This is a genomic window from Streptomyces sp. NBC_00057, assembly GCF_045041165.1.
Lineage (GTDB): Bacteria > Actinomycetota > Actinomycetes > Streptomycetales > Streptomycetaceae > Streptomyces.
This window is the reverse complement of record NZ_CP108256.1, coordinates 8,176,643-8,190,379: the sequence shown is the minus strand read 5'-3', so window position 1 is coordinate 8,190,379 and position 13,737 is coordinate 8,176,643. Positions and strand designations below refer to the sequence as shown.

Sequence of the window (13,737 nt, the reverse complement as noted above, 5' to 3'; positions counted from 1 at the left end):
GCTGCGACAGCGTCGCCGACCCGCCGGCCCCGGTTCGATGCCCCTCCGGCAGCGGATGTGGACCCCACCGCGAGGACGGTGGCACGGGCAGCGGTCCTCGCCATGCTGGAGCAGGAACCGGTCCGTCGCATACATGTCGGCCGGCAATTCGCCGGTGACGCCACCGCGGGCGCGATGACCAGCAGCGGGCCCATGGCTGACGAGTCGGCCGGGGGCGTTCCGGCCCGGTGAGCTCCTCGCCACGTGCTGGGGGCTGAGCGCGGAAATCCCACTGACGCGTCGTGGACGTGCTGCCCGACTGGACGTTACGCTCATTTTGTATGCATACGTTCCGACCGTGGAGGCGGCCATGAGCGAGAACGACGAGTACCCGACGCCGTCGCAAGCAGAGGGCGAGAGGCTGGAAGAGGACATGAATCCGGCCGAGGAGCGGCACCCCGCCACGACGCGAACCCAGCCGTCCCAGGCGGAGGGTGAGCGGCGCGCGGAGGACACGGAGACCTGACAAGAGGCGGCAGCTGTACGGTGGCCGCTCCTTGCCGGTTCGCGCCGGAGAACCGAGCGGTTTTCGAAGTCTGGTGGGGGGCCTGTTCAGCGCGGGACGAGCTGCATCGTGGTGGAGTTCGCCCCGGGGCTCGTGATGGCATCGACGATGTACGCGGCGTAGTGGCCGTACTTGCCGTGGTACACAGCGTCGGCCTGATCGTTGATGGCTTCGTCGGTCCACGACGGGGACGTCCTTGTTCACGCCGCCCGCCTGGATGCGGCCTTCCTGGCGTGCGCGGGTACTGCGGTACCAGTCGGAGGGCCGTTCACGACCGGACGTAGATGTCATCGTCGACGCGGACGACCCAGATCGTCCGCCGTCCGGTCAGTCAGCCGTCGCGCCGCAGGGACGCGATCTCCAGTTCCTCCGCGTTCTCGATGCTGTCGAGCTCGTCGCTCGCCCATGTCGTCATGGGCTCTTCTCCTGACTGTGAGTGTGTGAGTGCGCATGCAGCCGTCATCGCTGCGCGGCGGATCTCAGCAGCAGGCCGGCCGCCGTGGTTGCGAGCACGGGCAGTGCGGCCGTCAGCAGACTGGTGCGCAGACCGTGGAAGAAGGTCGCCCGGCCCGCGACCAGTCCGCCGAAGAAGGCCAGGGCCAGGGTGCCGCCGAGCCGGCGTGAGGGTGATCCCGCCGCGACCAGGACTGGGTGACAATGCCAAGTTGGGCGTGCATCTCGCGCAGCTCCGGCTGGATGAAGTACGGGTGCAGCTCGACCTGATTCACCGCCGGCACCACGTCGGTGCGGTCCATGAGAGTGCGCAGGAGCCCGGGGGGTGATTCGAGACGCCGATCGACCGCACCCTGCCGTCGGCCCAGCCCGTCCGTCGTCGAGCCCTGGTTCGGGCCCTCAGGCTGAGGAGGCCGAGCACGAGCGCCTGCACAGCCTGGCTGCCCTGGCCGCCCGCACCGCGCCGAGCCGTGGCATGTGAGCAGCACGGCGGCAGCGGTCGCTCCAAGCTGCGATGCCTCCCACCCCCCTCCCCCGCCGACGTCTGCCTCCCGAGGGCCACGGCCGGCGCCGCCCGGCTGGGCACCCTGTCCACACCGCCCCGAAGGCTTCTGACCTCACCAAGCAGTCGTCCGCGCCCCGGCCGACCGTCCTGCGGACCGGCCGGTGCACCTCGCACGGGAGCGGCGGTCCAAATGTGTGGGATGACGCTTGCACCCCCATGCTTGATGGAGACGCAGATGCCCATACGGAGAGGAGTGCCCGACATGATCCGTCGCAAGTGTGCGGCCCTCGGCACAGCACTGCTGACCGCCGGGGCTTTGGCGACGACGACGCACGATGCGGCCGCCGCTGAGGAGACATGCTCCTACACGTCCTCCACCGATCGTCCCGAGCTCACATACGTGAACACCGGTCTGTCCGTAAAGCAGGCGCAGTGTCTGAGCAATGTGTGGGGCGGTGTTCCGAAACTCGCGGTCGACGGGGTCTTCGGCTCAGCCACGGCGAAGAAGGTCATCTGGATTCAGGGGTGCCACGGCCTGGACAGGACCGGGGTCGTCGAGGAGGACACCTGGCAGGTGCTTTACCACCCCGCACTGGACTGCTACGACCCGTATCCGGAGTGAGCTGCCCGGGCCTGGCCGGGACTGCTGTCGCCGGAACTGCACCATTGCCCGACGTCGGCTGCGCAGGACCGGCATGGCTGCCCGCAGGCGGAGCTCTCCCCACTGTCGGGCCCGGGCCGTCCCGGGCTCGCCCCGCTGCTGGTCCTGCCCGGGCGCCGCCATCACCCGCCCACCGGTCCCCGGGCCGAGCCCCGCTGCGGGCAGCCGGCCTCACGCCCACCGCGGATCTCGTGGTCAGCGGTAGAGGCGGATGTCGGCCAGGCTCCACCAGTTGCCGGCCGTGCCGGTCGCTGTCACGCGGACGTGGCATGCGGTGGTGGGTCGCAGATCGACGTTGGTGAGCTGGCCGCTTCCGGTGGCGGCAGGCGGGGCGGCAGGCGATGCCGATCGGCATCGCTTGCCGCCCCGCCTGCCGGGACGCCGGATCGGACAGTCCGCCGAGATCAGACCGCCGGGGCCGGGTAGGTCGGGTACTCCACCCCGGAGACGTGCTGGACGACGCGGATGACCTGGCAGGAGTAGCCGAACTCGTTGTCGTACCACAGGTAGAGGATCGCGTTGTCCCCGTCGACCTTGGTGGCGCCTGCGTCGACGATCGAGGCGTGGCGCGAGCCGATGAAGTCGCTCGACACCGCGTCGGGGGCAGTGGTGAAGTCGATCTGGCGCTTGAGCGGAGAGGTCAGCGACACGTTGCGGAGGTAGTCGAGAACCTCCTCGCGGGTACTCTCGCGCCCGAGCCGCAGGCTGAGGATCGCGATCGAGACGTCCGGCACCGGAACGCGGATCGAACTGCCGGTGATCGGCGCCTTGAGGTCGGGCAGCGCCTTGGCGACGGCGGAGGCGGCACCGGTCTCGGTGATGACCATATTGAGCGGCGCCGAGCGGCCGCGGCGGTCCGAGCTGTGGTAATTGTCCAGCAGGTTCTGGTCGTTGGTGAACGAGTGGACGGTCTCCACGTGGCCGCGCAGGACGCCGTACTCGTCCGCCATCGCCTTCAGCGGCGGGACGATCGCGTTGGTGGTGCAGGACGCGCAGGACAGGATCTGCTCATCCGGCTTGATCGTGTCGTGGTTGACGCCGTGCACGATGTTGGGGACGTCACCCTTGCCCGGCGCGGTCAGGACGACCTTGTCGATGCCGGGGCGCAGGTGCTTGGACAGGCCCTCGCGGTCGCGCCACTTGCCGGTGTTGTCGATGAGGATGGCGGTCTTGATGCCGTACGCCGTGTAGTCGACCTCCGACGGGTCGTTGGCGTAGATCACCTTGATCTCGTTGCCGTTGGCGATGATCGTGCTGTTCGCCTCGTCGACGGTGATCGTGCCCTGGAACTGGCCGTGGATGGAGTCGCGGCGCAACAGCGAAGCGCGCTTGACGATGTCCTGGTCGCCGCCCCGACGGACGACGATGGCGCGCAGGCGCAGGCCGTTGCCCGAGCCGGCCTTCTCGATGAGCAGGCGGGCGACAAGGCGGCCGATGCGGCCGAACCCGTAGAGCACGACGTCGCGCGGCTCGCGGCGCTCGATCTTGTCGGCACCCGTGGCGCCGACGACGGCCTCGGCGGTGAACTCCGCCACCGAGAGACCGCGGCCGTCGGTCTTGTACGTCGCGGCGAGCATGCCGATGTCGATCTGGGAGGGGCCGAGATCGAGCATGGCAAGAGCCTGCAGGAACGGCAGCGTCTCGGTGACCGAGAGTTCCTCACCGGCGATCTGCCGGGCGAATCGGTGGGTCTTGAGAATGCTGACCACCGACTTGTTCACCAAGGAGCGGCTGTGAAGCAGGACTGTGACGTCCCGCTCCCGGTGCAGCTTCCCGATGATGGGGATCATCGACTCCGCGATCTCCTCGCGGTTCTTCCAATTGGTGAACGAGTCGTCATTGACAGTCACAGGTTTATCTTTCGAGCTAGGCGGCGCTCATATGCTAACCCCCCGCCACTTTGATCATTCAATCGGTGCCATCCGAGCGGGATGTCGCGATCGGGCTCCCCGGTCCACTGCACGGTGACAGCAGCCATCACCACAGCCTCCGCCGGAACGACGCCCAGGCGCGGGATGCGCCGGACCGGAACAGACTCCGGGCCTACGGAACGGCGAGTCGGGGATCTCCGACAGGAGCCACCCGACAGGATCGACGACGAGTCGGCCGACCGCGGGATCAGACGCTCCCGGAGCGGCCCGAGCATCAAGATGCGCCCCGTCGGCGCGCCCGCACAGCCCGGGCAGGACGTGGACCGCCCTGCCGACTCGGCGTTCGGAGGCGCCGCTTCAGGGGCTGCCGATTTGACGAACGTCACATATCGACAAAGTCCCCATATCGGACATTTCGCCCCGAATATTCAAGATCCTCGATTCGGGGCCACGTATGGTCGCCGTGGCCTATGAATTGGGATCCGATCCGGTTTCGCTGTGCCCCGATTCCCATTCATCGATTCTCCGCGGCCCGAACAGATGCCAGGGCGGCCACCTGCCGCAGCCCACTTCGCTGAGCGGTTGCAAGCAAACGCAGCAGGAGCCCGACTCTCAGCCAGTCGCGCGCGGTCCGACGAGATGACCTACGGCACACAGTGAGACAGGACGCAGCCTTCATGCATGGATCACACATATTGACCTGCTCACGGCGCCGTCTGGCCACTGCCCTGGCCGCAAGCTCCTTGCTCACCGTATTCGCCTTGGCAACCCCGGCGTCGGCCAGCACCGCCAATGCCACGGCGGGAGGCTCGAAGGTCGTCTGTACCTCGAAGAAGCCAGGACTGGCCTCCGAGCTGTCCCACGACATAGCCGGGGCTCTCAACGGGCGACAGGGCACATGGTCGCTGGCCCTCTACGACCGGATCACCAAAACCACCTGTGAACTCAAGGCCGACACGCATTTCGACTCCGCCAGCGTGGTGAAGGTTTCGGTGCTCGGAGCACTGCTGCGGCAGGCCGAGGAAGCACACCGGAAGCTGACTCCGCGGGAGGTGAAGCTGGCCACTGCCATGATCACCAAGTCGGACAACGACTCGACCTCCGCCCTCTGGCACCAGATCGGTTCCGCCGGCTTCAAGAAGTTTCTGGCTCTGGCACAGATGCGGCACACCGTTCCCGCTGCAGGTGGAAGCTGGGGCCTCACTCAGATCACCGCCGGCGACCAGCTCCGGCTCATGCAACTGCTGACAACGGAGAATGCGGTGCTCACCCCCTCCTCACGCAGCTACGCTCTCAATCTGATGAATCACGTCACCCCCGGCCAGACGTGGGGGGTGCCCGCCGGATCACCCGCTACGGCATCCGTGCACGTCAAGAATGGCTGGCTGCCGCGCACCACCGGCGGATGGCGGGTGAACAGCGTGGGCGCCTTCACCGACAGTGGTCACAACTACGGCATGGCTGTGCTCTCGACCGGCAATCGCACCATGGACTACGGCGTCGGCACAGTCGAAGGAGCGGCCCGCATCATCCATCGTGACCTGACGGATGCCGCTTGACGGCGAGCCGTTGAGCGGAAGGCGCTTGCTCCAAGCCGACCGTCAGCGAACCGCGTTCGTGCTCAAGGAAGTTGGCGTATGCCGAGCCCATCGTGTATCCGTGGACCGCGGCCTCCACGCTGATCGTCTCCTGCGGCATCCAGGGCTCACCGCCGCCCAGGGGGCGCCGGGTGACGGCGGTGTAGATGCCGATCATCGGGTCCATCTCGGCCACGTTCCAGTCGCTGGAGAGCGCGAGCAATGCCCCGGCCATGTACAGGCTGCGCAGGGGCCATGCCTTGTGCCAGCGGTCGGCACCGATGTTCTCCGCCCAGTCCTTGCCGGGTCCCGCGACCTCCGGGGCGCTGTGACAGGGCTGCATGCACGCAACCACGCCCAGTGCGGCGAAGCTCGGGAAGCGCCGGGTCGACGGTGTGGATACGGGCGTTGCGCACGACGAGATGGGCGGGGTGAGCGGCGATGGCCATGTGAGGTAACTCCTGACGGTGCGGGTATTTCGGCAGGGCGTTGCCGCGCGGGCCTGATGTGGGCGCCGCGTGGAAGCCGTTCAGGAAGGGTCGGTGTGCGGGGCGACGGCCCGTCGGGCGAGCATCCAGTAGACGAGCCCCGACACGAGTGAGCCGAGCAAAGTCAGGTCGGCGCCACCCAGCGGCACCACCAGCGGGCCGGTCCACAGCTCGGAGTCGCAGGTGAGCGCGGCAAAGGCCATGCCGACGAGGAGCACGGCCACACCGGCAGGGTGGTAGCCGGACCGGTACCAGTAGGCGCCGTCCGGACCCGCGTGCAGGGCCGGTGGGTCGTAGTGGCAGCGGCGCATCAGCATGTCGGTGAGAAACACGCCGCCCCAGGGCGCGAACACGGTGATCAGCAGGGAGAGGAAAGACAGCAGCGAGCTGGTGAAATCGGTGAGGAAGAGCGCGCAGAGAGAGCCCGCAGCGGTGACGGCCGCGCTGATGGCGATGGCCTTGGAACGCCTCCAGGGGACGCCGAGCGCCTGAAGGTTCAGGCTCGACGAGTAGAGCGTGACGATCGAGTTGGTGACCGAGCCACCGAGGACGAGAGCGAGGAAGAGCGGCTGGAACCATCCCGGCAGCAGCTGCTCCGTGCCCGCCACGGCGTCGGTCATGTCCGTCTGCGTGGCTGCGGCCACCCCCGCCACGCCCAGAGCGACCGACGACACGAAGCCGCCGAGGGCGCCGCGCGGCCCGATCACTTGGCCCGGCCGCGGGCACGCCAGCGTCATGCCGAGGGCGGCGCCACGGACGGTGCGAAGCCGGTGATCCGCGCCGCGGGACAGCCGTCCGGACAGCGTTGGAGGATGCCCGGCTGAGCGGGATGCGGACAGCCCGTGCGGGCCGGAGGGGTGCTGGGACGAACGCATCCGTCCCAGCACCCCTCCGAGCGACGGTTGCGACCAACGCCGACGCACGACTGGGACGCATCAACAGGCCGGCCGCCAGACGGTCTCCGCAGTCCGTCCGCGCCGGGCAGCAAGCCCGGACACCATCGCGCGATCGTCAGACGCCCGCGGCTCGCGCTGCCTCGTACACCTCGGCCGCCACGTCGATCAGCTCCGCGGCGTCGCGCGTCGCGCCCTGGAGATCCAGCAGGAACTCCGCTACGCCCGTTTCGGCGTGTGCCACCAGGTCTTCGACGATCTGCGCCACGCTCCCGTGGAAGGGCTGTCGGCCCGCACCCTCGAACGGCTTGGCGCTGTACCGCGCATTGGCACGGGCGCAGACGTCGACCGGACGCTCCCGACCGCGCTCGGCGGCCACCTCCTGTACCCGCTGCCACTCCTCGGCCAGCCGAGCGGTGCCCATGGCCACGGGCATCCAGCCGTCCGCCCGGTCGACCAGACGGCGAGTGGCGCGCGGGCTGTTCGCGGGCAGGTAGACCGGAATGGGGTGCACCGGCTTGGGGCCGACCTCGGACGGGGCGATGGTGGTCAGCTCGCCCTCGTAGGAGACAGGGTCCGGACCCCAGACGGCCGCGCACACGTCCAGCAGCTCGTCCAGCACCGCACCACGCCTCTCGAAAGGCGCGACGGAGGCGGCCGCATACTCGTCCAGAGACCATCCCGTGCCGAGGCCCGCGATCACTCGCCCACCGCTCGCGACGTCCAGCGAGGCGAGCGAACGGGCCAGCTGGAACGGCACGTGCAAAGGCGCGACCAGGACGCTGGTGCCGAGCCGGGCCCGGCCGGTGGCCGCGGCGGCCAGCGCGAGTGTGACGAGTGGGTCGGCGACACTGCGGTACTGGTCGGGCCACGGCAGCCCCGGTACGCCGTACAGCCCCTGGGTGGCGGGCTCGGGAAACAGGACACGCTCGAAGACCCAAAGACTCGCATATCCGGTCTCCTCCGCCGCGCGCGCCACGGTGGCCACATCGCGGCCGATGTCGTACTGCTTCATCTGCGGGAGACCGAGACCGAGAGAGATCGTCATGTACGCACTCCTTCATGATGCCTGCTGGACAACTGACTTAGGACACCCATTTGTTCCTTACCCGGTGTCCGTCGAAACGTGATCAAGGTTCGGTGGGACCGAACGCGAACGTCGCGTTCCTGCACCGCGCCGGCCGGACTCGTCACCTATCGCGCTCAGAGGAGGCGCGCGCCACGACACCGGCCCGTCGGCGCGTCGCGAGCTTGCGATGGCCGCCGGGGACGCCCCGTGCCACTGCGGCGAAGACCTTGGCCATCACGACGCCGAGAGCGAGGCCGCCGGCCGCCACGCTGCTGTGCACCAGGGCAAGCACGGCGCAGGAAAGCACGGCCGGCACTGCTGCCGTGTCGAGTCATCAACACACCCATGGCGCGCGAGCCGGACAGCCGCTCCCGCCGCCGCACCTCTCAAGTCGCCCGACGAGTTCACGGTTCTGGGCACGCCCCAGAACCGTATCGACGCACTCGACATCGTCACCGGCCGCAAGAAGTTCGGCATGGACCACCAAGTCCCCGACGCCAAACCGACCATGGTGCGCCGACCGCCGACGATCAACGGGACGGTCGAGACCGTCCACAACGCCGATGTGGTCGCGCGGATGCCGGGCATCACCGATGTCGCGGCCGTCGAGCACGGCGTGGCCGTCCGCGGGGAGACGTTCAGCCAGTGCATCGACGCGCTGCGGGCACTGGAGGTGACCTGGGGGCCGGGCACCGTGGACGGGGAATCGGACGACACCGTACTGCGCAAGATCAAGGCGTCCGCCCTGCCCGTGATCGTACCGCCCCTGCTCACCAAGAAGTTCGACGCCGAGTTCACCTTCGTGTTCGCCAGCAACAGCCCGCTGGAGCCCGACAACGCGATCGCCGACGTCCGCGCCGACCCCGCCGAGATCTGGGCGAGCCTGAAGGTGCCGATCGTGGCCCAGCGCGAGATCGCCACCCGCCTGGGACTGCCCCAGAAGGCGGTCACCGTCCATGTGGTGGAGGGCGGCGGCTCCTTCGGCCGGCATCTCTTCCACGACGTGGCCGCCGAGGCAGCGGAGATCTCTCAGAAGATGGGCAAACCGGTCAAGCTGTCGTGGTCCCGTCCCGACAACTTCCGTCAGGGCCGTACGCATCCGATGTGCGTCTCACGTGTACGCGCGACATACGCGCTGGGCAACGTCCTCAGTTACGAGCAGCGGCACACCGGTTCGCAGACCGACTTCGGCCACGGTCTCGGCGAGATGATCACGTCGACGGCGGCGAAGTTGCCCGTCGCGGGCAACCTGACGTTCGCCGAGACGATCTACGAGCTGACTCAGTCCTCGCCGTACGACTTCGGTGTCACCACCCAGCTGCTCAACGAGGTGCCGCTGAAGTTCAACACGGGCAGCATGCGCGACATCTACTCCCCGAATGTGGCGTGCGCGCGGGAGCTGGTCGTCGATCGGCTTGCCGCGAAGATGGGGAAGGACCCCGTGGAGTTGCGCCGCGAGTTCCTCAAGGACGAGCGGTTGGGCGCCGTCCTGGACAAGGCGGTTGACGAAGGCGACTGGGGCAGGTCACTGCCCCCGAGGGTGGCCCAGGGCATCGGCCTGCACTCGGAGTACCGGGGCGCGGTCGCCACGCTCGTCGAGATCGGCTGTCGGCAGGAGACCGTCAACCGGAAGATCCGGGACGCGGTGACGGGACCGCGCGTCACAAAGGCCCTGATGGTCATCGACGCGGGATTCGCCATCAACCCGGCGGCCTGGAGGCCCAGATGAGGGGCGGTCTTGACGACGCCCTCGCCATGGCCCTCACCTCCAGCCTGCACATCAAGGACGGCATCCCGCTGGAGGGCAGTTGGGACAACTACTTCTACACACGGCAGTGGAACACCCCGCCCGAACTACGGGTCGTCGTCATGCCGAGCACCAGCGACAAGCTCTCCGGAGCGGGCGAGTTGGGGGTCGCGCCGGTGTTCGCCACCATCGCCTGCGCGTACGCCCGCGCGACGGGCACCATGTCGAAGATCACGCCGGACGACGAGATCACCACGATCGAGGGGCTGCCCGCCACCGTCGGCAAGGATCTGCACCCGATGCAGGAAGCCTGGCTGGACCTGGACGTCGCACAGTGCGGACACTGCCAGCCGGGCCAGATCATGGCCGCCGTCGCCAAGGTCCGGCAGGCCGCTGCCGACGGCCGCGAGATCGAGGACCGCGACCTCGACGAGATCCGCAACATCTGCCGCTGCGGCACGTACACGCGTATCCGGGAGGCCATCAAGGCGGGCGCGGAGAACATGTGACCCGGGCCGTCAACCGCTGTACACCCACTGCTGAGAAGGCAACCCTTGCGCCACCTGGCGGCAGAGCTGCTGTGCCGGCACAACGACGGCGATCCCACCCGTACGGGGCAACGCGGCACGCCAGGTCGGGACAACCCTCGCCGCGCGCTGACGGTACTGCGCTCGGCCGTGTCCGCGGCGGCCGCACCGAGAGCGCGATCCGCGGGCCGGACCTGGAGGTCGTGTCCACGAGAACGCCCCGTCCGCCCGGTCTCGAACCTTTGACGGTACCACCCCGACAGCCGATCTTCCGCGCGCGGGACCATACCACCTCGTTCTCCGGGGCCGACCGATTCCTGGGGTTACACGTCACCGTGTGCGATGCCCGCACCACCTTCACCAACGCCTGTACGCGAACCTGCTCGCCTGCCTGCGCCACCCGATCGGCCTCGACCTGGGCACCGTCACCCCGGAGGACACCGCGTTCTCCATCACTGCCGAAATCGTCTCCGTACAACGCGGCGGGTACGGGTCGATCGCTGCCCCGGACGGTCACGCCTGTCCACAAGACGGCGCCCGTCCGGAGAGGGCGGCGCATTCGGCATCGATCCCGACCGCCTTGTCCATCTCCACGCGCCCCTGCGAGCCGGTGACCCTCTTTTGGGGGATGTTCGGGTGGCAGCCTGACGGTGGACAGTTGAGACTAAGGCGACGGTTTGGGAATCGGACAACCGATCCCGACCTCGTGACTTCCGGACTGCTCGCTCCGGCCATCGAAAAAGCGCGAGTACGGGGCGCCGACCGTAATGGCCGACGGCACTCGAAAGTTCCTCAAGGAGCCCGCATGGAGGAGAAATCAGTCGAAGTCTTGATGCCCGGTCCGGATGATTCTGCGATCGACGTGCGCAGGTACACCGGCCCGAAGACCGGAATCGAGACAGACCTCGCCGAGGTGCTGGCTGACGTCATGCGCGTCGAACGGGTGTCGGTCGATAGCCACTTCTTCGATGACCTCGGCGCCAACTCGTTGGTGATGGCCCATTTCTGCGCACGGGTCAGGAAGCGGGCGGACCTCCCGTCGGCGTCGATGAAGGATATCTACCGGCACCCGACGATCCGAAGCCTGGCGACGGGGCTCGCGGACGCCGCGCCCATCCCTGTCGAGTCGTCGGTCCCGGTGTCGCCCGAGGTGGTGACTCCGGCCGGCACGGTGCAGTACGTCCTCTGCGGAACGCTGCAGTTCCTGCTTTTCCTGGGGTATTCCGTCCTCGCAGGATTCACTGCCGACCGAGGCTATGCATGGGTCTCCGCCGCCTCGGATGTGGTCGACGTCTACGTGCGATCGTTCGTCTTCGGCGGCGTCGGCTTCGTCGGTCTGTGTACCTTCCCGATCGTGGCCAAATGGCTCCTCGTCGGCCGGTGGAAATCGCGCGAGTTCCCGGTCTGGGGTCTGACGTATCTGCGCTTCTGGACCGTCAAGGTGCTGATCCATGCCAATCCGATGATTTTCTTCGTCGGCAATCCCCTGTACGTGCTGTACCTGCGAGCCCTGGGCGCACGGATCGGCAAGGGGGTCACGATCCTCTCCCACAGCGTTCCGGCCTGCCCCGACCTGCTCACGATCGGCGCCGGCACGGTGATCCGCAAAGACTCGTTCTTCCTCTGCTACCGGGCACACGCCGGCCGTATCCAGACCGGCCGGGTCACCCTTGGCCGGGACGTGTTCATCGGCGAGAAGACCGTGCTCGACATCGACACGTCGATGGGCGACGGGGCGCAACTCGGCCACACGTCCACGCTGTACAGCGGCCAGGTGGTCCCGGACGGCCAGCGCTGGCACGGATCCCCGGCAGAGCTCACGGCGCATGACTACCTGAGGATCGGGCCGGCCGAGTGCGGCACTGTGCGCCGGGCCGGCTTCGGCCTCATCACCGTGCTTCAACTGTTCTTCCTCTACGTGCCGCTGACCGTCGGGGGCGCGTACATGCTGTCGACCCTGGTTCCGGCGCTGCACAACCGGCTGGGCCCGGGCTCGGTGGGGTTCACATCGCCGGACCTCTACATCGACGCGCTGGTCCTTTCCTTCGTGCTGTTCTTCGGCTTCGTCGTCGTGGGCCTGGCCGTAATGTTCACCGTTCCACGGCTGCTGAACCTGGTCGTCAAACCGGACAAGGTCTATCCGCTCTACGGGTTTCATTACTCGGCGCACCGGGCGATCGGGCGCATGACCAACGTAAAGTTCTTCAAATGGCTGTTCGGTGACAGCTCCTACATCGTCCACTACTTGCGCGGCCTCGGATACGACTTGTCCCGGGTCGAGCAGACCGGGTCGAACTTCGGCACAGAAGTGCAACACGAGACCCCGTATCTGTGCTCTTTCGGCAGCGGAACGATGGTCGCTGACGGGCTCTCCATCGTGAATGCCGACTTCTCGAGCACGTCCTTCCGGGTGTCCCGGGCCTCGATCGGGCCAAACAACTTCCTCGGGAACAACATCGCCTATCCCTCAGGGGCCAGGACAGGCAAGAACTGCCTCCTCGCGACGAAGGTGATGGTTCCGCTCGACGGCGAGGTACGCGAGGGGGTGGGCCTGCTCGGCTCGCCGTGCTTCGAGATTCCCCGGTCGGTTGAGCGCGACTCCCGGTTCGACCATCTCCGGACCGGCGGCGAGTTGCGCCGCAGCCTCGCCGCAAAGAACCGCTACAACATCCGCTCGATGGTCTTCTTCCTGCTCGTGCGGTGGCTGCACTTCTTCGTGCTCACGCTGCTCGGCCTCGCGAACGTCGATCTGTACGATTCTTACGGGCATGTACTGATCGCCGCGTTCCTGGTGTTCAGCCTTGGGTTCACCGCCGTCTACTACGTACTGGTGGAGCGCGGCGTCGCGGCATTCCGTGCGCTGCGACCGCAGTTGTGTTCCATCTACGACCCATACTTCTGGTGGCACGAGCGCCTCTGGAAGGTGCCTGACACGTACCTCGACGTCTTCAACGGCACCCCTTTCAAGAACGTGATCTGGCGGATGCTGGGGGTTCGGATCGGCAGCAGGGTCTTCGATGACGGCTGCTATCTGACGGAGCGGACGCTCACCACCATCGGGAACGACTGCACGCTCAATGCGGGAAGCAAGATCCAGTGCCACTCGCAGGAGGACGGCACCTTCAAGTCCGATCGCAGCACCCTCGGCGTCGGCTGCACCCTCGGTGTGGGATCCCACGTGCATTACGGCGTGACGATGGGCAGCGGCGCGGTGCTCGCCCCCGACTCCTTCCTCATGAAGGGCGAGGAAGTCCCACAGCACGCACGCTGGGGAGGAAACCCCGCCACGGAAACGCGAGATGCCCCTTATCAGCCCGAGGCACTGACGCGGAAGAGGTAGCAGCGCTGCGCTTGTCGGCACTGGACAGCACAGTCGCGACGGTGATTGGAGAGGGACGAGCA

The 13,737-nt window shown here is 67.6% G+C and carries 12 protein-coding genes; 7 read left to right on the top strand and 5 right to left on the bottom strand.

What is annotated here, in order from left to right:
• The first annotated feature begins 78 nt into the window (after nucleotides 1–78).
• Both OG953_RS38480 and OG953_RS38475 read left to right on the top strand, forming a co-directional pair.
• Entirely contained in the window at nucleotides 79–231 is a 153-nt protein-coding gene (locus OG953_RS38480; protein ID WP_405690252.1) for a hypothetical protein, read from the top strand.
• Between the two features lie 118 nt (nucleotides 232–349).
• A complete protein-coding gene (locus OG953_RS38475; RefSeq protein ID WP_189277832.1) occupies nucleotides 350–505 on the top strand; it encodes a hypothetical protein in 156 nt (51 codons plus the stop codon).
• 86 nt (nucleotides 506–591) lie between these two features.
• On the opposite strand, the gene OG953_RS38470 is transcribed toward OG953_RS38475, so the two are convergent.
• A complete protein-coding gene (locus tag OG953_RS38470; RefSeq protein ID WP_405690251.1) occupies nucleotides 592–690 on the bottom strand; it encodes a hypothetical protein in 99 nt (32 codons plus the stop codon).
• Between the two features lie 1,074 nt (nucleotides 691–1,764).
• Between OG953_RS38470 and OG953_RS38465 the strand changes: the two genes are divergently transcribed.
• Nucleotides 1,765–2,124, top strand: a complete 360-nt coding sequence (locus OG953_RS38465; RefSeq protein ID WP_405690250.1) for a peptidoglycan-binding protein — start codon at nucleotides 1,765–1,767, stop codon at nucleotides 2,122–2,124.
• Between the two features lie 443 nt (nucleotides 2,125–2,567).
• On the opposite strand, the gene OG953_RS38460 is transcribed toward OG953_RS38465, so the two are convergent.
• Complete coding sequence (locus OG953_RS38460) at nucleotides 2,568–4,013, bottom strand: glyceraldehyde-3-phosphate dehydrogenase (protein ID WP_405690249.1); 1,446 nt, start codon at nucleotides 4,011–4,013, stop codon at nucleotides 2,568–2,570.
• A 782-nt stretch (nucleotides 4,014–4,795) separates the two neighbouring features.
• Between OG953_RS38460 and OG953_RS38455 the strand changes: the two genes are divergently transcribed.
• Nucleotides 4,796–5,593 carry a serine hydrolase gene (locus OG953_RS38455; protein WP_405690247.1) on the top strand — a complete coding sequence of 266 codons (798 nt, stop codon included), beginning with the start codon at nucleotides 4,796–4,798 and terminating at the stop codon, nucleotides 5,591–5,593.
• Here the strand turns inward: OG953_RS38455 and OG953_RS38450 are convergent.
• The 3 genes from OG953_RS38450 to OG953_RS38440 all read right to left on the bottom strand — a co-directional run bounded on the left by OG953_RS38450 (nucleotide 5,562) and on the right by OG953_RS38440 (nucleotide 8,040).
• On the bottom strand, nucleotides 5,562–6,035 hold the full coding sequence (locus OG953_RS38450) for an amidohydrolase family protein (RefSeq protein WP_405692310.1): 474 nt from the start codon (nucleotides 6,033–6,035) through the stop codon (nucleotides 5,562–5,564). The genes OG953_RS38455 and OG953_RS38450 overlap by 32 nt on opposite strands.
• Before the next feature lie 105 nt (nucleotides 6,036–6,140).
• Nucleotides 6,141–6,974 carry a cytosine permease gene (locus OG953_RS38445; RefSeq protein ID WP_405690246.1) on the bottom strand — a complete coding sequence of 278 codons (834 nt, stop codon included), beginning with the start codon at nucleotides 6,972–6,974 and terminating at the stop codon, nucleotides 6,141–6,143.
• Nucleotides 6,975–7,110: 136 nt separating this feature from the next.
• On the bottom strand, nucleotides 7,111–8,040 hold the full coding sequence (locus tag OG953_RS38440) for a TIGR03619 family F420-dependent LLM class oxidoreductase (RefSeq protein WP_405690244.1): 930 nt from the start codon (nucleotides 8,038–8,040) through the stop codon (nucleotides 7,111–7,113).
• A gap of 208 nt (nucleotides 8,041–8,248) precedes the next feature.
• Here OG953_RS38440 and OG953_RS38435 point away from each other — a divergent pair, with 208 nt between their 5' ends.
• The 3 genes from OG953_RS38435 (at nucleotide 8,249) to OG953_RS38425 (ending at nucleotide 13,675) form a co-directional block, all read left to right on the top strand.
• A complete protein-coding gene (locus OG953_RS38435; RefSeq protein ID WP_405690242.1) occupies nucleotides 8,249–9,790 on the top strand; it encodes a molybdopterin cofactor-binding domain-containing protein in 1,542 nt (513 codons plus the stop codon).
• A complete protein-coding gene (locus OG953_RS38430; protein WP_405690241.1) occupies nucleotides 9,787–10,317 on the top strand; it encodes a 2Fe-2S iron-sulfur cluster-binding protein in 531 nt (176 codons plus the stop codon). The genes OG953_RS38435 and OG953_RS38430 overlap by 4 nt, the downstream gene beginning before the upstream one ends.
• 823 nt (nucleotides 10,318–11,140) lie before the next feature.
• Nucleotides 11,141–13,675 carry a Pls/PosA family non-ribosomal peptide synthetase gene (locus OG953_RS38425; protein ID WP_405692308.1) on the top strand — a complete coding sequence of 845 codons (2,535 nt, stop codon included), beginning with the start codon at nucleotides 11,141–11,143 and terminating at the stop codon, nucleotides 13,673–13,675.
• Nucleotides 13,676–13,737: the final 62 nt, after the last annotated feature.

Bases quoted from the DNA above. Each gene is read 5' to 3' on its own strand.
- OG953_RS38465 (WP_405690250.1), top strand. From the start codon at position 1,765: ATGATCCGTCGCAAGTGTGCGGCCCTCGGCACAGCACTGCTGACCGCC.
- OG953_RS38430 (WP_405690241.1), top strand. From the start codon at position 9,787: ATGAGGGGCGGTCTTGACGACGCCCTCGCCATGGCCCTCACCTCCAGC.
- OG953_RS38440 (WP_405690244.1), bottom strand. From the start codon at position 8,040: ATGACGATCTCTCTCGGTCTCGGTCTCCCGCAGATGAAGCAGTACGAC.
- OG953_RS38445 (WP_405690246.1), bottom strand. From the start codon at position 6,974: ATGCGTTCGTCCCAGCACCCCTCCGGCCCGCACGGGCTGTCCGCATCC.
- OG953_RS38435 (WP_405690242.1), top strand. From the start codon at position 8,249: ATGGCCGCCGGGGACGCCCCGTGCCACTGCGGCGAAGACCTTGGCCAT.
- OG953_RS38425 (WP_405692308.1), top strand. From the start codon at position 11,141: ATGGAGGAGAAATCAGTCGAAGTCTTGATGCCCGGTCCGGATGATTCT.
- OG953_RS38475 (WP_189277832.1), top strand. From the start codon at position 350: ATGAGCGAGAACGACGAGTACCCGACGCCGTCGCAAGCAGAGGGCGAG.